Here is a 19038-nt window from a genome sequence, read left to right as displayed (position 1 = left end):
TAATAATTTCCATTATACGGGATTTCGAACACACATACGAATGGATTTTGCATATTTGCGAAAATTACACCGCTCCACTCATTACCCTTGCACGGCAGCTTGTTCCCAGGCCTCACCAAGTTCCGCAATCGTTGCGTACCGCTGGGACCGATCAGCACTGACTGCACGTATCACAACCTGATACAATGCTTCTCCGGCATCCCATCTCTCATAGGAACGATCTTTCTCCCCGCCGAGCAACGCAAAAGCCGTTGCCCCCATGTTGAATACATTGGTAACCACATCTATGGGCGCGCCTAGCTCAAACTCTTCGGGAGACATAAAGCGGGAAGATCCCCACATACGCCCCATGGTATTGGTAAAAGAGCCCTTCCGATACAAGTCGATATCACAAATTTTCATAAAGTTTCTGTCAAAATCATAAATCAGACTGCCATCATACAGATCTACAGCCACATAACCTCTTCGTTCCACCTCGATATGAAAATCCAGAATGTCCTCCATCGCTCGAATGCGTGTCTCCACTGGAAGCTGTCTGAACCGATAATAGGGCGAACGCGGATCTTCATACTTGGCCGGAGGTGGGAAATACCAATGGGAGTGCAGACACTCCCCATCCACCCAGTCGAAGACACAGGCATAACCCTCATCCGTTGCAAAATGATCCGTTAGTCGAATCAACGTGTCATGCGCCAAATCTTCGTATACGGAAACAGATGATTTCAGATTACGAATGGCTTCCGGGGGACTTCCCGTATGATTCGCATGAATCGTATGTGCTCCCGCATATTTAACGAACAATCGCTTTCCATCCCTTTGCACAATACCAAAAGAGAGATTCCCTGAATCCTGCTGATCGAATACGCGAAAAACTTTACCCAAGGGCTGTAACCAATCGAAAGAATGAGACTCTTTTAAGACAAAGGAAACACCGTCGATCTCAAGTTCAATATGATCTGTCATAGAACCCCTCCTGCTGTGATATTTTCATTCAATGTTGAATGCTCCGTATAAAAGTAATTCATATGCGCCTCATCATATCCCTGACCATGGACTTCCAGTGCGTTACGCTCGATGCCGTAAACTTCAAATCCATACCGCTCGTATAGACGTCGGGCTGATTTATTTGTTGTCACTACACTCAGATTAATCTGCTTGATACCTTCCAGATGTCTTCCCCGATCCAGCACCTCGCGGAGCAAACGCGAAGCCAGCCCACTTCCCCGATATGGCGGAGCTACATAGACGCCCCAGATCATGCCTTTGTGCCTGAGCTTTAGGCCGTACTCTCTTTTGAAACCCATCATTCCCGCCAAGGTTCCTTCTTCTGTGTATGCTCCCAGAATATAATCATCCGGTTCATTATGTATGCGGTCCTGCACTTCACTCATGGGGAGTTGAATGGACAACTCAAACGAAGCCCCGAAGGCTTCAGGATGTGTTTTCAGTGCTTCCAGCCGCAAAGACCAGTAAATGTCTGCTTCATCCCGCTGAATATTGCGAATGGTATAGGTCTCTTGCTTTCGGCCTTCATTCATTCTTCGACCACTCCCTGCATCTCATAAGGATAATCGATCTGAAGTTTTACATTCGCTGCCGCTTCCTGTCCTGCAAGCAACCCAACAACATAAATCCCCAGATCAATGGACGTGGCTACTCCACCAGCTGTAATTACATTTCCATCTTTTACAATCCGCTTCTGAATCACCGCGGTGACATACGGCTCAAGCAAATTATATGCATGTGGATGTGTTGTTGCTTTTTTGCCGGATAAAAAACCAGCTGCACCCAGCAGCAGAGAGCCTGTGCACACGGAAACCTTCAAAGGCACAGACTCAGCCTGTTTCAGCCAACCTACAAAGGCCTCGTCATATCGAAGCTTGCGCGTTCCCATGCCTCCAGGGATAAACACGAGATCATATTCCGACAGGTCAGGCTTCACTCGATCCACCTTCAACGTTAGACCAGACTCATCCGTGACCTGATCTGTCATGGCACAGGTTTCCCACGTCGTTCCTTTGGTAGGTTCAAAGAAATTCAACCGATTGATCACATCATAAAACCCTGCAAAATCAAGGAAAGTCAGTCCATCAAACAAAACGAATGCAATTTTCATTGGTAACCTCCGCGTTTTAATTTGGAGCATCCTGATTATGTTTCTGATTCCGATCATGTTCCATCGCTTCCTTCACCCGGTCACGCGCTGGCAGCTTGCTATTGATATGAAAGAGCAGACCCACAATCGCAAGAAGTAAAATAATGACGATGAATTCGAATATGGCTAACCCCTCCCATTCGCAAACTGTACAATTTTGGCTCCTGCCTAATCTCTATTTTAAACCACGGGCGATAATCCGCTCCAGCCACTTCCACGGTAGCAGTGCTTTACCTATGATGAGCACACGCGAACCTTTTCCGAGAGCATATCGAAGTCTTGGTGCACGCATCCGGGCAATTCGGCCAATCAGATCAGCTACCTCCTGTGGATCGGGTGCCGTCTCGCTCGCATATTTGGAATAACGAAGAACCGCATCCAGCTTATGCTTATATGGAGAGTTTTCGCTCCGGTGAATCTCACCCAAACCTTTATTCCAGATTGGCGTACGATAAGCGCCTGGTTCAACCAATACCACCCGAACGCCAAACGAAGACATCTCATGCCGCAGACTTTCGGTGAATCCCTCCACAGCGAATTTGGAGGCTGCATAGGGCGCATACCCCGGAAAACCGGACAACCCACTTACGCTGGACAAGTTAATAATCAACCCCTGCTTCTGTTCACGCATTACAGGCAGGACCGCACGTGTCACGGCGATTAATCCAAATAGATTCGTTTCCATCTGGCGTCGCCAATCCTCCATCGATACTTCCTCAATGAACCCGCCAACCGCAAATCCTGCATTGTTCACCAGTATGTCGATGCGCCCATAATCCTGAACGACTTTGGTTATAGCTGCTTGCACCGATTCAGAATCCGTAACGTCCAACTGCTCATACACCAAACGTTCTGTTATGCCTGCCTCTCCTGCAAGTCTGACCAACTCTTCTCTTCGATTCAGGTCACGCATGGTTGCAACAACAAGGTATCCCTGCTTGGCAAGAGTAATGGCCGTTAACATACCGAAGCCACTGGATGTGCCTGTAATGAGAGCCACGGGATCATATGCACCGGATGTTGAAATTCTTTTTTCCTTCGTTTCTTCATTTCTATGATTCTCTGTCTGCATCCGTTGCTGTCCATCTCCTATCTTGTATGTCACCACTGTCATGCAGCCACCTGCTCTCCCGCAATATTTTCTCACCAGCTCAATCAAGTTGTCTCTCCACCCTGCGTAGCTTGGTGACCCCTGGTTTGAACGCATACGGAACGAACCTCACCTCTGGCAAAGTACAATCCATCCTGTCTGCCAACTTGTTCAATTCCTGCAACACATCAGCCTTTACTTGCCCCAGTGCTGCATTTCCACCAAGTACTAGCGACACTTCCATCGTCCCGTCCTCTTGCTGCACCACACGATAATGTTCAATCTCTGGCGATCCCGCTATGACCGAACGAGTGACGAAGTCCGGAAAGACCGGTACCGCCTCACCCGTATGTAGTTGTGAAAAATATAGCGTGTCATCACAGCGGCCTTCAATCCGCTCAATGGCGGTAAATGGGGAACCACAGGCACATGGCAGCGCCGCCTCGGTCAGAATATCATTCAGTCGATACCGGATGATCGGCTGTGATGTTCTGGAGAAGTCTGTGATAATGGGCACGAACCGCCGGGTAGCGGGATCAATGAACTCTTTTTCAATATGGACTATATCCTCATTCAAATGCAGTGTGCCGTAGCGACAGGTCGCTCCCAGGAACCCTTCTGTACACTGATAGACTTGATGAACGTTCTGTCCGAAGACCTGTTCCAGTACCTTGCGATCCAGAGGGTCCAACACCTCGGCAACAGAGATGATTTTATCGGGTACAGCGGTCAGGTGACCTGCCACATAGGCATCCGCCAACAGACGCAGCATGGATGGGGGAGCCACCCAGACGGTAGGTTGGTATTCTTCCAACCGTCTCACCAAGGTCTCCACACGCTCCAGCAGATCAAAGTACTGAAACTGTAACTTACCACGCTGCACCGATTCATACAGATTACTGTTGGCCCGCAGGAAAAACGCAATCTTGGCAGGTTTCCACAGTCCACCAGGCAGCAACTTGGCCAGCACCGTACCCGTCCACGCATCCTGCTCCCGATCACTCACCAGAAATATCCCCCGGTTCCCTGACGTGCCCGAAGACAGTCCAACCGTCACGCCTTGAATGGAAGGTTTGAAGTCACGTGTTTCTTCACTTTCACCTGCAAGAGCCAGCGCTTCGTCCTTGGTAATGCCCACCGTGTTCAGTGTATCGAAATGCTGCATCATGATTGATTTGTCGATCAACGGAAATCTTCTCCAGTCGGATGCGTTCAAGCTACCCCACCACTTCCGGTAAAATGAAGATCGGGCACGAATCTGATGAACATGCCGAATAATCCGGCGTTCTTGCCAGCGCTCCAGTTGTTCTCGCGTTTTCCACTTTCTCAGCCCACGTGCGAGAGCATAATGAACCACTATACGAAAGGTATTACTCATCGTTTCGGCCCCCCTGTCCCCCAAACGTCCAGCACATCTCGACAATGACTCGGCACAATCCGAATGTGGGGAAACTGCTGATGCAGCTGAACCAGCTTGTCAAAGTTACGGTGGTATTCCTGTCGATTCGACATAATTATCCCAGCAAGAATATTCGGTCTGCGCTGTTCACGAAAAGCCCGACTCGACCACACCGCGTCCGCGCACAGAAAATAGTCATGTTCTTCTGTACGCAGCAGGAGTCCCATCATACCTTCCGCATGACCGGATACATCCACCCCCAGCAGACTGCCATCACCGAAGATATCGTAGACTTCATCAAAAGGAAACTCTTTCCCCGCTCTCGTCCATCGCTCAGGCTGACACATAACAGGCAATGATCTGGCCTTAAAATCCTCGGGCAACAACCCGGCAAGAAAACCTGCCTTTACAGCCGCAATTGGACCGAGTGAGCGCACAGCATCATAGGCTCTTGGCAGATAGATGAATTGTGCCTCCGGGAAATCACGTACACCTGCGATGTGATCGCCGTGAAAATGCGAGAGGATGATATAGCGAATATCCGAAACTTTCAGTCCAATTCCAGCCAAAAAATGAACGGCACTATCCTCTTCACGATAAACCACTGGTGTAATATGACGATACATTGCATTAGGCAAATGAGCCGTTTCCTCGAAAAAGCGGGAACTATATCCCGTATCCAGCAGGATCGGTCCATGTACGGGATGAATGATGCAAGCAAATCCTGCGGGGAAAGGTACTGGGCTTAATCGACCACCACGCAGCGTCAGAAACTCTGGATGTGTACAGTACCCCGCCGCACCCAAATATAGTTCTACTGGAGTTGTCGTCAGCATGATTCAGCCCTCCACCAGTCTGCAAATTGTTGTAATCCCTCTTCAATGGACACCCGAGGGACGTACCCTAATTGCTCCCTTGCATCCGTAATATCCAATGTCTGTGGAATGGATAAGGAGCCGACTGTATACCGTGTCAACACAGGTTCACCCAACGCAGGAATAAAGCCATGAACACGCTCAAGCAATGCTGCCACACCATATGCCATCCGATAAGGAATGTCTCGACGACGCAAGGGCATATCCAACATGCCAAACAAGCTGCTTACCAACTCACTGAACGCCCGTGGATCACCATTGGAGATATTGTAAGCTCTGCCGAACGCTTCATCAGAGGCATCTCGGCACAACAACAAGGCGTCCACCACATTATCCACACATGTCAGATCGATTAATGCCTGTCCACCACCGATCATCGGCACGCCTGATTTCGCGTTTGCTGCGACAATTCTGGGAAATAACGTCTGATCATACGGACCAAAGATCGCTCGCGGTCGAATCATGATCGACGGAAGTCCCTTCGCATGCCCCACCATCACAACCTGCTCAGTGAGAAGCTTCGTGGCTGCATAATGATTGGCTGGTTTGGATGGCAACGGATCATTCTCATGTACGTTATATCGCGGGTTGTAGTTAAAATATATACTCGGAGTTGAGACATGTATGAATCGCTGCACCTCATTATGCAGGCAGCCATCAATGAGGTTTTGTGTACCTTCTACATTACTGCTATAAAAGTCACGATATCGGCCCCATGGCGAGGATAGTGCCGCACAGTGAAAGACCATATCCTGCCCCGCACACACTTCGTTTACTGCTGCCTGATCCCGTATATCTCCACTCAAGAATCGGATTCCTGCCACCTCAAGTTCTGCACCAACCTTTGGCTGTCGGCCCATGCCAGTTACTTCCCATCCCTCTTTTGCAAGTCGTATCGCCAGGTGCCTGCCCAGACATCCCGTAGCTCCTGTAACCAATGCTCTATTCATTGTTGTTCACCGTTCCATTCTATGTCATGAGTCAAAGCTTCCGTCAGCGAGCACTTCTGCGATCTTGCCAGACGCCATGCGGCCAGCACCACTCCGAATTGTTCAAATACAGGCTGGATATCCTGCCCTACATAGACGACATCCCTGGTTCCACGCCACGCAGATATCCATGCACGGAGCTTCCCTTTGCCAAAGGTCTGCTGTACTCCGCTTCCTAACATGGGAAGCATGAGCATGGCTTTGCTGCCCCGTGCGGGCGTGATCATTTTTCCTTCCTTGACCAACGTCTCCGGTTCAGTTAGTGCACGCACCAAGTCATCTCCGGGGTGAAACAGATGAATCCCACTCGTGGCCCTCGGATTACACTCAATCGCGTATACTCGTCTATCCTGACCTTCTATAAAATCAAACCCAATCTGTCCACTAAAACCCGTTGCCTCAACAAATTGTCTCACCCACGCAAGGGCATCTCCATGTTCCATCTGTTCAAAAAAAACACTGGCTCCCACGCTACCTGTACGATAGCGGCTGTCGTAAGTGGCATGTGCAACCAGTTTCCCTTCATGCGCTATGCTGTATGTACATAACATCTGACCAGGAATGTAGGCCTGTGCAACCCAAGGTGAAATAGATGATAATCCCCCTTCTTCCGGAGGGTCGTTACGGAAATGTCGACGTTTCTTTTCGCTTACGTTTCCTTCCTGATCCGTCCCTACCCCAGCGTCATCGATCAAACGTGTGGGCATGCGAACTTTGGCTGCGAAGCGGGAATACACCGGTTTCCACACCCAATCGCCTGTTTCTCCCAGAACAGACTGAGCTTCCATCCATTCCTGCCGACTGTTGATCAGGCGTGTATCCGGAACCGAAAGACCGAGTGACCCTGCAAGCTGGATAAAATCGTATTTATGGTGCAGCTCATGTAATTGCTCCATAGTTGTAACCAGAACACGACAATATGCACGCAGTCTGTCTGCCCCTTGAGCAACATAGAAGACTTCTTCACACATGGGGATCAGCAGGTCGATCTGCCAATCCTGTACCAACCGTTCCAGCTCTTCCAGATAAGCACGTGTATTATGACGCGGCGATGGGACCACAGCGCATTGTTCCACTGCACTGGATGATCTGGTCAGATGCCGTACGGCACTCTCCGCAACATAGACCCGATGGCCTGCCCGATGAAGCATGCGTGCCAGATCGAGCGTAACGGGAGCCCTTCCGCCTGTAAGCAGCACACGAAGAGAAGCAGCTGTACGATGTCCGGTTTCCCCAGATCTAGTAGTCAAAAATGAGTCCTCCCAATGATAATCCGGCAGCCGTGCCAATCATCAACACCCGATCTCCACGCTGAATACGCTGTTGTCTAATCGCTTCATGCAGACCCATCGGGATCGATGCCGCAATCGTATTGCCGTGATTTCGTGTGATGTCCATAAACCGATCTTCAGCAATGCCAAGCTTCTTGCGAATCAGTCTCATCGCCATGGCACTTCCCTGATGGGGAATCACCAATTGGAAATCCTCCATTCGGTTCCCGGTCGCCTGCAACATATCACTAATGAAGTCGGGCAAAAGTCTGGAAGCCATCCGGAAGATGGCCTGTCCATCCATATGAAATAGGTAAGGTTCAGGCTGATCTGCATTATAATTTGAAGCATGCAGCCGTGTACCTCCACCTGCTATCTCCGAGAAGCGAGCACCTCGGCTGTAGGTTCGAAGAGAAGCATGCACAATCTGTGAGGATGACCCTTCAGGCGAACGCTCAATAATAACGGCGGCCGCTCCATCTCCGAACAGGGCCGCACTCTCTTTATCCGACCAATTTAGTCCCGCTGAGGCAATCTCGGTGGCTACGAGCAGTACTCGCTGGTAACGTCCGGCATCTACCATATAGGAGATCACATCCAGTCCGTTCAGGAAACTCAGGCAGGTTGCATCCATATCAAAGGCGGGTACGCCCGAATCTTGCTGCCCCATGGCCTGCTGGATAAATACCGCCGTACTTGGCAACGGTTGTTCCTTCGTGCCACTGGTACACACCAGACAGTCGATATCACTGAATTGTAATCCTGCATCCGCCAGTGCAGCTTCGGCAGCCTTGGCACCCATGAAAGAGGAGGTTTCTTCACCCGAAGCATAATGTCGCACACCTACGCCTGTGGCTTTGCTAACCCAGCCTGCAGGCACGTCCAAGCGGCGATCCAGTTCCTCATCGGTGACTTTCTGTTCAGGCAGGTACTTCCCTGTTCCTGCGATCCTTACTCTTCTAAGTTGCATTTCCCCAACCTCTTTCTGTTCATCTGACTGATTATGAAATGAATCCTCTACATCAATAGCGAAACGCCATGAAGTAAACCTTAAAATATATAATAAAGGGCAGATGCCTCTGCCCTTCCTGTTGTGTTTTCTTTTGTATAAAGTGTCATTTCTTCTTATTCAAAATCTCGGCAAGAGCGGCATCTAGTGTACCGTATGTGAAAGTGAATCCTTCCCTCTCCAGTCGTTCGGGAATCACCCAACGACTCTTGAGAACGAGTTCCGTCTCGGTCTGAATAAAACGTGCGCCCAGTTCAAGCATCCAGCGAGGAGAAGGCAGTCCGATCCGAACACCCATCTGTTCTCTCAGACGCGCCATTAGCTCCCGATTCGTAACCGGATGCGGAGAGGACGCATTGAACACACCATTCAGATGTGGGTGCTCTTGCAGATAGATCACCATGCGGAACAGATCCTCGATATGAATCCAGCTGAACTGCTGTGTTCCTGCGCCTTGAGGTCCTCCCAGTCCAAAACGGACGAGATTCGTCATGGGCACCATCACGCCGCCCTCGCCCAACACAATCGCAATCCGTAGTGCAATCTGACGCGTAGACTGCAGACTGAATTCAAAGAAAGCCTGTTCCCAAGCTTTGGCAACGTCGACCGAGAATCCGGAGCCAATCTCGCCCTCTTTTTCCGTCATGGGACGATCTTCAGCATGTCTGTATATGGTTGCTGTACTCGAATTAATCCATAGTTCGGGAGGATGATTACAAGCCAGGACGGCTTCGCCGAGAATACGCGTTGTGCGAGTTCTGGATTCCAGAATGACTTTGCGATTCTCATCCGTATAACGGCAGTTCACCGATTTACCTGCCAGGTTAATCAACATTTCTGCTTCTTCCAGTGCCCCTATAATTCCTGCACGATCCTCCCAAGCGATATGTCCGGGCTGACGCGAAATAATCAATACCTCATAACCCAGTTTCCTGAATCTTTGGGCAAAATCCTGTCCGACAAATCCCGTTCCACCAGCTAATACAACCTTCTTCACGGTATCCCCTCATTTCCCATACTGGGTAAAGATTTCGCAAGAAATAGATCAAAATGTTTCTATACATCAAAATGCAGATATTAGATTAACACCGCCGGTGACCCGTTGGTTTGATTTAATTCGCACCCAGGGCTACGTACAAGCGATTCCGCTCATCGATAGCCCATGCGTTTGCAGGGTTTTGTTCCAGCTGATATCGGAGTTCATCATAAAAATCATGGATCATGAATCCGTCTGGAAGATTGCCAAGCATCGCTGTAAAGTTGTACTCGGGCAGTGTTCTCTTTCCTTCGCTGATCTGCTTCAGCCAGTCCATCCACTTGGCAAGAGTAAGCACTTCCTCCTGCCATAACTCAGCCTGTAACCCAAGCGCATCCTGAAGTTGTTCGTACGCCAATGGATCAGCGAAGACGCGGCAGGCCTGAACAGCCAGTTCATACAATTCGGTCACTGCACGGCGTACCTCATGCTCAAGTTCGACCTCCAAGCCTCCCATGTAATCCTGAACCTGAATGCTCTGTCCATCATCGTATAATAGCGGTGCCTGGGCCAACAGGCGTACAATCTCTTCCATCTCGTGCATTGAAACTCGCTTCTGCTCATAGAGAGCAGGTAATTGATATGCTGTAATGATCATTCACTCCTACATCGTTCTTCTATTAATGACCTATATTATAACATGGTTTGGCAATCATCTATCAGGATAACTTGACTATCCACTACGAGTTGTAGTAGTTTATACGTACTACGTAGTGTAGTAATACGATTGTTATGGACGCATAACGATGTTAAGGAGTGTTCACTGTGAACCAGATCCAAAAATTATCCGAAACAGAAATGGAGTTAATGGTCGTTATATGGTCATGCGCCCCACCGGTCACCTCGACAGAACTATTAGACATATTTGCTGAGAAGGGGAAAGCGTGGAAAGCGCAGACCATGTCTACCTTTCTGTCAAGATTGGTGGATAAAGGCGCACTTACCGTCACGAGACGTGGACGAACCAATGATTATGAGCCTCTTCTAAAGCCCGAAGATTACAAACTACAGGAAACGCAGCACGTTCTTGATGGACTGTATCAAGGTTCAGTCAAGAATTTGGTTTCGGCCATGTATGACGGCGACAAGCTTTCAGACGATGACATTTCAGAACTGAAAAAATGGCTTTCGGAAAAGTAGGTGCAGATGATGAACATCTTTTTTGAAATTCTGTGCAGCCTGACCGTGGCGGGAAGTATCGTTTCTGTTTGTATTTTGGCACTACGACTTATACCCGTATCTGTTTTTCCGACCAAGTGGCTCTACAGACTCGGTAAAATGGCTCTCTTGTTTTATCTGTTCCCGGTATCTCTTGGCCTTTCATGGCTTTTGGGTTTTGCATTCCCTCCTACATCAACTGTACCGAGTACGGAGCATGCAACATCTTCGGGCTTACTTGCAGGAACATTTGTCCCGGCACAAACCATCTCTGTAAGCACAGCCTGGTTCCTGTTATGCATATGGGGTATTGGCGTCATCGGTTTTTCTGCATGGCAGGTGTACTGTTATCGGAGATTTTTGAATGAACTATCTCGTACACGTACACCAGTTCTCTATGATAGTGAAGCCGCTATACAGCTACCATTAATCAAAGAGGCTTTGGGTCTCCAACGCAATATCACGCTTGCTCACAGCACTCTAGTACGAAGCCCTATACTGGTTGGCTTGTTTAAACCAACGATATATCTGCCACCCGAAAATACGGTGAAGATGGACATCAGCATGGTAATTCATCATGAGTTGGTACATCTGAAACATAAAGATCTGTGGGTCAAGGCTGTGACATTGGGCGTTAGTGCCCTGCACTGGTTCAACCCCCTGATTCATATGATTCGCAGGGACATTCATACCTGGAGCGAGTTGGCCTGTGATGAAGATGTCGTGAAAGACATGTCCCATGAAGAGCGAAGACGATATGGTGAGACGATTTTAAATGTGATGGCGGGAACCAAGAAAGTACCTGCTCAATTTTGTTCGTCCCTGTCGGGTGAAGGCAAACAATTAAAAAGGAGATTGATGATGATGTTTAATGTAAAGAAACTGAAAAAGAAACATTGGATGATAAGTATGGGAGCCCTCCTGCTTATTACAGGAGTAAGTACGTCCACCGCAGTATGGGCATCAAACCATACGGTTAAAGTAGAGGCTGAGGCTTCTGAAACTGTGCCTGTTCCATCTACTGATGGATCTTCTGAAATCGTAGCTTCTCCCAACAAGGTCGGAATTTCCGAAGCTGTAACTGCTCCTTCTACTTCCGAAACTCCTGAAATCGTGGCTCTACCTGAGGATGAAGTTTCCGAAGCTGTGCCAGTTCCGTCTGCTACTGTACCTTCTACTACTGAATCTTCTGAGGTTAAAGTTGTAGAAGTAGCCACTGTTCCTTCTACGGGCGGATCTCCTGAAATCGTAGCCATCCCTTCCGAGGCCCAGGTCACCGAAACTGTACCTGCTCCTTCAGAAAAATAATTTATCGTTAAGGAGCAATAGCATCCTTATATGCAAACAGGACGAAGCGTAGATCTCCAGCTTCGTCCTGTTTCCGTTTTTCTGTCATGTGAATTAAATAAACGTTTTAATTGTAGCAAAATATTCACGGATCATGTTGACCGGTTTCAAATATCCCGGTGACGGGGCGGATATGCCGTATTCTGCCGCATAACCGTTCTTGGAAGCGATATATTTGGAGCGAAACATATGATAGTCACTGGTGACAATCATGATCTCGGGGTGCTCCAACCCGGATTCATTAATGATTTTTTTGGAGAAGGCCAAATTCTCCTGTGTACTTGTGGAGCGATCTTCCATAATGACTTGGGCAGGGTTAACCCCCTGTTCAATCAGATAGTTTTTCATGGCGAGCGCTTCGGGAATTGATTCCCCAGGTCCCTGTCCACCTGATACAATGACCGGCGTCTGTGGGTGACTTCGAATGTAGTCGAGACTGGCATCCAACCTTTGCTTGAGGGTCAATGACAATTCCGTTCCACGGATGCCTGAACCCAAAATAATGACATAGTCCGCTTCTTCCGGATCATTCGCACCAAGCTGTGTGAATACAAGTGCTTCAATAATGACAAAAGAGACGGCAACCACGCCAAATCCGGTAAGGATAATCCGTTTCAGAATAACATGCTTCTGATAGTCAATCCGTCTTAGTACGATAAAAGCCACCGTGATCATTCCGAATAACATGACTGGGAATCTTTGGCCCCAGAAGATCAGAAATGCCACAAAACATGCCAACAGGACAAGATCAATGATCAGTCCATTTTTTTGTAAGAACTTTTTCATCAAATCCGTAGACACTCCTTCTTGTACTCGCAATTCCGCAAATCACTTGTTATTCAAGCTGTTATTATCGTTAGTTTCGGCCATTGTTCCTGCCAGCACTTCTTCTGTACGCGTTGATTATAATAATCAGCATCCGTGAAGAACGGACTTCGACGAACCAATAACGCATACAGATCATGCAAACCATGCGGAGCACAGATGTTCAACCGATCCTCTTCATCCAACTGTACGCCTATGGCAGTCACAACTTCTGGCCAATAGCGAAGAGCATCTTCAGTAGAACGATAAGGAACTGTGCCATTGCGCAGATGCATTCTCGCCTGATTTTTGACAGACCACTTGGCATTGCCTGTCAACTCACGAAGCTGACGCTCCAACTGTATGTCTCGTTCCTCACGCAGGTCTTGCGCATCATAATAGACAACATCAATATCGCTATGAAGTTCACGAAGATCATATCCATGAAGAACATCCCAGATATAATTGCGAATATATCCTGCACCTATGTAACTTTGAGGCAAATGGAGACTACGAACTCTCCGCAGGTCATGCATTAATTCCTCGTGTTTGATGATCGTCTGAATGAATGGGTCCTCGTATAACATATCTGCCTCCTGCGGTTTACCTCATTGTCCTCTTATAGCTGTAAACCTTCATTCCAATATATCATGTTTACCTGGCTGCTATAAAATGAACAACGCTTGAACATCTTCTGTACAACTTCGAATCTCTGATTAATCACAACCAAATAACCCGTAAACAGCTTCGGTTATCCGAGTGTTTACGGGCTACAATGATCGAGTTTGAAACAGTTAAAATTTATTTAATCGGTATCCAGATTTGCGGTGGTTGGTTCGGCCCAGGGTATACTTCCAGCTCTGGCATATACGCGTGCTCATAAGGATTGGATGGAAACCATTCCGAAATAATCTGTTTCCACAGAAGCTGCATGCTCTCCGGCATCGGGCCTTCTACTTCAAATATACTCCATTTGGAAGCAGGCATGGTGAAGCTTGATAATCCTTCCGGTACTTCACCATCGTAAGTTGTAGCAATCCAGTATTCCATCTGCTTTTCCTTGATTTCGCTCTGATCCACAACGACACCGAGTAACCCTGGAATATCCCCGTTGTTCAGTTCAAATAAACGCTCCTCTGTACCGCTCTTCCACGCTTCCTGCCACATCTTCCCGATCCCTTGCAAATGTTCTCCATCCACATATGAGAAAGCCTGCTTCACCCCCACTAATGTAAATTCGGGATGTTCAACAATTTTATATTTCATCGGTTCTGCTCCTTTTAGACTTACTTGAATAACCAGACGATTATACGATTTGACAGAGCTACTATTTTTGCGTGCCTCGCTTGGTGCGATGCCGTGTTGTCTCCGGAATGCTTTGGAGAAAGATTCGGGTGTGTCGTAACCATACTTGTACGCCAGATCAATGATTTTGTGATCACTTTGCAGAATTTCATGTGCCGCCAGTGTCAATCGTCTGCGTTTTATGTACTCGGCTACAGTAACATCCGTTAATAAGGCAAAGGTACGCTGAAAATGAAAAGGAGAGATATGGGCCTGCGCTGCAATCTGCTCCATCGTCATATTTTCGAGCAAGTGGTCTTCCATATATTGAATAGCGACCTGTAATGCGTTGATCCAGTTCATGTAATAATCACTCCTTGATGTCTAATATAACGGATAAACCACCCAAAAACCTGTTATGTTGTGCTCTCATATGTCCGGTTAATGTGAAAAGACGTTGTTCATATATCGCTCTGCTCAGGCTTTGAACTAACCAAAGACAAGGGAAGTCACAAAATTTGACAATGTAAACGATTTATTATAGCCTACGAGTATAATGATCGTTCTATCTTATTTTGAAGGGAGAGTATTATTGAATATGAGCAGCAAAAAGGAAATGCTCTTGAACGTAGCTGAAGAATTATTCTACCTCCACGGTTTCCATTCCATCGGCTTGAAGCGTATTATCTCGGATGCCGGGATTGCCATCATGACGTTATATAACCACTTTGAATCCAAGGATGACCTTATCGTCCAAGTGCTCCTGCGGCGCGAACAGCGTTATTTGGAACAGCTCCGGCAATATGCAAACAATAAAGAACAGCCCATGTTCCTCAATCTGGCTCAAGGACATGCAACTTGGCTAAAAGAACACGAGTCAAGAGGGTGCTTGTTCTTACGCGCCAAGGAAGAATTCGGAGGTCATACAGACCATATCATTGTTCAGACAGTGAATGCGCATAAAAGACATATGAGAACATTAATCCAAACATTGGCGCCTGCCGCAAGTGATCGAGATCTATTGCGATTCTCCCTGCTGCTGGAGGGTTCCACGGCACTTGCTGAGACAGAAAATGTAAATGACGTCTGCCGTGAACTGATCCATATGACGCGAACCAGTTTCAAGTAACGCAATTCCGGGTGAGTTAGTAGTTCAACTCACTTTTTTATTTAAATGAAAATATAGTGATCGTTCTATCTAAAAGGCGGTGGATTTAATGAAAAAAATTATCTTTCCAGGCATTGCACTTATCGCTGTATGTTATGCATTCGGGAGATTCAGTTATGGATTGTTTATGCCGGAAATTTCGGAAGCCTTACACTTGAATGATGCAGCCTCTGGGGCGATTAACTCAGGAACGTATATTGCCTATTGTCTGTCCCTTCTAACGGCACCCCTGTTGATTAATCGCAAGGGGCATCATTATGTCATTCAATTGGCAGGGATCAGTGCAGTGCTCGGATTAACCGGCATCGCCCTGTCTCAGAATGCATGGGTTCTTGCATTTAGTGTATTTCTAGCTGGTTTAAGTACAGGCTGGGCCTCTCCGGCACTCGGTAACACGGTTAATGCCGAGCTTGCACCGGATCTGCAAGCCAGAGGCAACAGTTGGATTAACACAGGGACCAGCTTCGGAATTGTTATATCCGGTCCACTCTACTGGTTGTTCACGGATTACTGGCGTCTAACCTACATCCTGTTTGCTGTGATCGGTGTTGTGGTTCTGTTGTGGAACAGACGTGTCATTCCGACAACCAAGACACTGCCTTGTACCAAGTCACTCTGGACATGTATGAAACCAACCAGACCCGGGTGTGCTCTTCTGATGGCTTGTCTGTTAACAGGCGTTAGTTCGGCAATCTACTGGACCTTTGCCCGAAACTTCCTCACGGACGAGAAAGGGGCCTCCGATTCGGAAGCCGTGTTGTTCTGGATTGTGATGGGGGTTATGGGGATACTCGGCGGATGCGCTGGACGCATTATTGAACGTATTGAGATTGGGTGGTCCTACCGGATAGGCATACTTTTATTGGCTATCTCGCTGGGGGTAATCCTTCTTCCATCCATGGCGGCAAGCCTGATCTCTGCGATCATATTTGGCAGCACATATATTTTCCTGACCAGTGTATTTATCGTTTGGGCAACGCGACTCTTCAGTCCGAATGTATCCATCGGAATTAGTCTTGCCTTTCTCGCGCTGGGTGCTGGGCAATTCCTTGGCTCATCCATGGCAGGTTACACGATTGAAGTATTCTCCAATACAACGGCATTTCTGGCCTTTGCTGTACTCGGCCTGTTCGGATTGTTAATTCGAGTGAAATAAATGACAGAACAACGTTCTGATCGTTTTTTATTCTACTCGCCGTACACTTCCGGTCACTCCATGTTGAAGCTGTACATCTGTAAAAGTAACCGTGGTCCCTTGCCCGATGGGGGATTGGGCCACAATGCCAACTTTGATCTCTTCCGGGCAGTCCAGGCCGAAATAACGAACCAGCTTCCACTTCTCTCCATCCTGAGAATAATGGAAAGCAAAGCTGTTCCCTGCCCGGGCTACACGTAAATAAGGCTTGTTAACCTCTACAGGTGCTGATACACAATCATCCGAGTTACCACGGGTCACAACACTGAGAATGGACGGCTGTTCTTCAAAAAATTCAAAGCAAACTTTAGCCCAATTCGTATCGTCCACCCTCACCATCAGGCAGCCCGAATCATACTGTTCTTTCATGTCCACCTGTACTCGAGTGACGATGCTGAAATCTCCCTTGATGATCGTATGTAAAAATGGAGCTGAAGCTTTCACCGGCTCACCTCCCGGATCAATGAAAAAGTCACTGATTGGCGAAACGGTTATCGTTACTTTGCCGTCTTCAATGGACCAATCTGCTGGCTCGTTCAGCCATCCCAGGTTTGCAGATAATGTTTGACCTGAACAATGTTCGAATAGATTCGTCATGTGGCACACCCTTTGTGTTGGAGTTTAAGTTGACTCATTTCTCTATTTGTATTCGGTATATTCCATGGTTAATCCTGTAGGTTGTTCATCAAAGTCCCATCCCTGATATCAGTTGATAGAAATCGCCACCCCTTACTATTAATAAGGTAATTTTATCCAAAATATGATAAACTGGACATACGAGATTACTTCAATCATATGAATTACAACAGGAGGAGATCAACCTATGTTTGGTGTTAACGTGAAAAAAGTGGAAGATCAACTGGTCATCCGCTGGCAGTTTTCCAAAATCGAAATTCCTATCGTACATATCACATCGGTCACCCTTGATGATACATACGGTGGCAGCGAACCATCCGCCATTCGAATCGGTCCGGTTAATGGCACAAGCGAGAGGATTCTGATCCGTACGGTTAATCAATCATATATCTTATTCACGAACAGTGTGAATTTATATCCCAATATCCGAGATATGTTACAACCATCAAACTAGATAGTGGTTCGAAACGGATTTTTATGTTTCTCCAAGGAATAGCTCCATTTACATATGTACGCCACCAGAAAGAAGCGTGAGTATTCGCATTAAATCTTCCAGCGAATACTCACACTTCTTTGATGCCAATACCAGTTGTTCGAAGTAACGTTCTTACAACCAACTCCATTTCGGTAGCTGATCCAACGTAATAATCTCTTCGCTGTTATACACTTCCTTCAAAAACGCCAGTTCATTATGCGTCCCGTCCCTCAGAAATCCCCCAGTCCAGGTACAGAACCAACTCCAGTGTACATCCTGTTCTTTCATTTGCTTGGGGTCAGGGATGGAGCCGTTCTCGGCCAGTGCAATAATTTTGCGGTCCTTCACAAGCTCACGCAGGTTGGCGTAACGTGCAGCCAGCGGGCTGTGGTCTCCTGCTTCCGGGTACACATCTACACTGACAATATCCACGACATCATCACCCGGATACCATTCCGGTTTTTCCGAGTTCCAGACCCAGATCAGGTTATGCAGCTGATGTTCTTGAACCAATCGATCATACAACAAACGATATAACTGCTTGGCAGGTTCGGGGCCTTTCGCTCCCCACCAGAACCACCCACCTTCTGCTTCATGAAGTGGTCGGAATAATACAGGCACACCAGCATCCTTCAGCTCCTTTAAATGTGTAGCAATAACATCGATATCCCGGATCAAAAGTCTGTACTCTTCTGACTCAGGATTTGCCAGCGCGGAGGCAAGATCATAGGTTGTCGCGTCCGTATAGAACCCCCGCCACCACTCTTTACCTGGTTCATCGATCAGATCCGTAGGTGCGTTCCAGTGCCAGCATAACGTCACGATCCCGCCTTGTTTGTGCCAATCTATCGCATCCCGAATCTCCTGGGAGACCGCACCGCGCTCTGTTCTTGATGGCGAATATTCCATGAGATCAAAGCCAATCACAGCTGGTTTCCGGCCTGTATTTTCATTAATCCAGTTCAGATTGCTGTAGTCCTGCTGACCTGACAACATTCCTTTTCGATAACGCTCGACCAGGAATGCCATTAGTTCTCTCACTTCGGGTGTCGCTGCTTCATTCACCGGAGCATTGTTGATCGCATGAACCGTCATCGCTAACACCTCCAATTTGGGTTTACCATGTCCATTCCTCGAAACAACAACA

At 47.6% G+C, this 19038-nt stretch carries 21 protein-coding genes; 5 read left to right on the top strand and 16 right to left on the bottom strand.

Annotated features, from left to right (window positions below):
• Positions 1–81 precede the first annotated feature (81 nt).
• From J2X75_RS01010 to J2X75_RS00960, 11 genes are all read right to left on the bottom strand, one after another.
• Positions 82–963, bottom strand: coding sequence for a serine/threonine-protein kinase (locus J2X75_RS01010; RefSeq protein ID WP_310333787.1), 882 nt, complete (start codon positions 961–963; stop codon positions 82–84).
• Positions 960–1538 (bottom strand): GNAT family N-acetyltransferase, encoded by a 579-nt coding sequence (locus J2X75_RS01005; RefSeq protein ID WP_310333785.1) that lies wholly within the window; start codon positions 1536–1538, stop codon positions 960–962. The genes J2X75_RS01010 and J2X75_RS01005 overlap by 4 nt, the downstream gene beginning before the upstream one ends.
• A complete protein-coding gene (locus J2X75_RS01000; RefSeq protein ID WP_124113662.1) occupies positions 1535–2116 on the bottom strand; it encodes a DJ-1/PfpI family protein in 582 nt (193 codons plus the stop codon). The genes J2X75_RS01005 and J2X75_RS01000 overlap by 4 nt, the downstream gene beginning before the upstream one ends.
• 214 nt (positions 2117–2330) lie before the next feature.
• Positions 2331–3227, bottom strand: a complete 897-nt coding sequence (locus J2X75_RS00995) for an SDR family oxidoreductase (protein ID WP_397383470.1) — start codon at positions 3225–3227, stop codon at positions 2331–2333.
• A 79-nt stretch (positions 3228–3306) separates the two neighbouring features.
• Complete coding sequence (locus J2X75_RS00990) at positions 3307–4623, bottom strand: F390 synthetase-related protein (RefSeq protein WP_310333780.1); 1317 nt, start codon at positions 4621–4623, stop codon at positions 3307–3309.
• Positions 4620–5480: an MBL fold metallo-hydrolase gene (locus J2X75_RS00985; protein ID WP_310333778.1), complete on the bottom strand. Its 861-nt coding sequence runs from the start codon at positions 5478–5480 to the stop codon at positions 4620–4622. The genes J2X75_RS00990 and J2X75_RS00985 overlap by 4 nt, the downstream gene beginning before the upstream one ends.
• Positions 5474–6469: an NAD-dependent epimerase/dehydratase family protein gene (locus J2X75_RS00980; RefSeq protein WP_310333776.1), complete on the bottom strand. Its 996-nt coding sequence runs from the start codon at positions 6467–6469 to the stop codon at positions 5474–5476. The genes J2X75_RS00985 and J2X75_RS00980 overlap by 7 nt, the downstream gene beginning before the upstream one ends.
• The gene (locus tag J2X75_RS00975; protein WP_310333773.1) at positions 6466–7758 is read right to left on the bottom strand and encodes an ATP-grasp domain-containing protein; all 1293 of its coding nucleotides are present in this window, start codon (positions 7756–7758) and stop codon (positions 6466–6468) included. The genes J2X75_RS00980 and J2X75_RS00975 overlap by 4 nt, the downstream gene beginning before the upstream one ends.
• Positions 7748–8749 (bottom strand): beta-ketoacyl-ACP synthase III, encoded by a 1002-nt coding sequence (locus tag J2X75_RS00970; RefSeq protein WP_310333771.1) that lies wholly within the window; start codon positions 8747–8749, stop codon positions 7748–7750. The genes J2X75_RS00975 and J2X75_RS00970 overlap by 11 nt, the downstream gene beginning before the upstream one ends.
• Positions 8750–8894: 145 nt before the next feature.
• On the bottom strand, positions 8895–9785 hold the full coding sequence (locus J2X75_RS00965; RefSeq protein WP_310333769.1) for a TIGR01777 family oxidoreductase: 891 nt from the start codon (positions 9783–9785) through the stop codon (positions 8895–8897).
• 115 nt (positions 9786–9900) lie between these two features.
• Positions 9901–10422, bottom strand: a complete 522-nt coding sequence (locus J2X75_RS00960) for a hypothetical protein (protein ID WP_310333767.1) — start codon at positions 10420–10422, stop codon at positions 9901–9903.
• A gap of 167 nt (positions 10423–10589) precedes the next feature.
• On the opposite strand from J2X75_RS00960, the gene J2X75_RS00955 reads away from it, so the two are divergent.
• Positions 10590–10964 (top strand): BlaI/MecI/CopY family transcriptional regulator, encoded by a 375-nt coding sequence (locus tag J2X75_RS00955; protein ID WP_017689706.1) that lies wholly within the window; start codon positions 10590–10592, stop codon positions 10962–10964.
• A 6-nt stretch (positions 10965–10970) separates the two neighbouring features.
• Positions 10971–12290, top strand: coding sequence for a M56 family metallopeptidase (locus J2X75_RS00950; RefSeq protein ID WP_310333765.1), 1320 nt, complete (start codon positions 10971–10973; stop codon positions 12288–12290).
• Positions 12291–12383: 93 nt separating this feature from the next.
• On the opposite strand, the gene J2X75_RS00945 is transcribed toward J2X75_RS00950, so the two are convergent.
• The 3 genes from J2X75_RS00945 to J2X75_RS00935 form a co-directional block, all read right to left on the bottom strand.
• On the bottom strand, positions 12384–13115 hold the full coding sequence (locus J2X75_RS00945) for a YdcF family protein (protein ID WP_310336613.1): 732 nt from the start codon (positions 13113–13115) through the stop codon (positions 12384–12386).
• Positions 13116–13168: 53 nt separating this feature from the next.
• On the bottom strand, positions 13169–13720 hold the full coding sequence (locus J2X75_RS00940) for a nucleotidyltransferase family protein (protein WP_310333763.1): 552 nt from the start codon (positions 13718–13720) through the stop codon (positions 13169–13171).
• 214 nt (positions 13721–13934) lie between these two features.
• Positions 13935–14780: an AraC family transcriptional regulator gene (locus J2X75_RS00935; protein WP_310333761.1), complete on the bottom strand. Its 846-nt coding sequence runs from the start codon at positions 14778–14780 to the stop codon at positions 13935–13937.
• A gap of 235 nt (positions 14781–15015) precedes the next feature.
• On the opposite strand from J2X75_RS00935, the gene J2X75_RS00930 reads away from it, so the two are divergent.
• The gene (locus J2X75_RS00930; RefSeq protein WP_310333759.1) at positions 15016–15546 is read left to right on the top strand and encodes a TetR/AcrR family transcriptional regulator; all 531 of its coding nucleotides are present in this window, start codon (positions 15016–15018) and stop codon (positions 15544–15546) included.
• 88 nt (positions 15547–15634) lie between these two features.
• Positions 15635–16741 (top strand): MFS transporter, encoded by a 1107-nt coding sequence (locus J2X75_RS00925; RefSeq protein ID WP_310333757.1) that lies wholly within the window; start codon positions 15635–15637, stop codon positions 16739–16741.
• A 27-nt stretch (positions 16742–16768) separates the two neighbouring features.
• Here J2X75_RS00925 and J2X75_RS00920 read toward each other — a convergent pair whose 3' ends face one another.
• Complete coding sequence (locus tag J2X75_RS00920) at positions 16769–17377, bottom strand: DUF1349 domain-containing protein (protein WP_310333755.1); 609 nt, start codon at positions 17375–17377, stop codon at positions 16769–16771.
• 226 nt (positions 17378–17603) lie between these two features.
• Between J2X75_RS00920 and J2X75_RS00915 the strand changes: the two genes are divergently transcribed.
• A complete protein-coding gene (locus J2X75_RS00915; protein ID WP_310333752.1) occupies positions 17604–17870 on the top strand; it encodes a SunI/YnzG family protein in 267 nt (88 codons plus the stop codon).
• A 153-nt stretch (positions 17871–18023) separates the two neighbouring features.
• Here the strand turns inward: J2X75_RS00915 and J2X75_RS00910 are convergent, their stop codons facing one another.
• Positions 18024–18986, bottom strand: coding sequence for a glycosyl hydrolase (locus J2X75_RS00910; RefSeq protein WP_310333749.1), 963 nt, complete (start codon positions 18984–18986; stop codon positions 18024–18026).
• Positions 18987–19038: the final 52 nt, after the last annotated feature.

The organism is Paenibacillus sp. 2003 (assembly GCF_031455635.1).
Classification (GTDB): Bacteria; Bacillota; Bacilli; order Paenibacillales; family Paenibacillaceae; genus Paenibacillus; species Paenibacillus amylolyticus_B.
The sequence above is the reverse complement of the archived record's forward strand: the minus strand, read 5'-3'. Positions and strand labels throughout refer to the sequence as shown.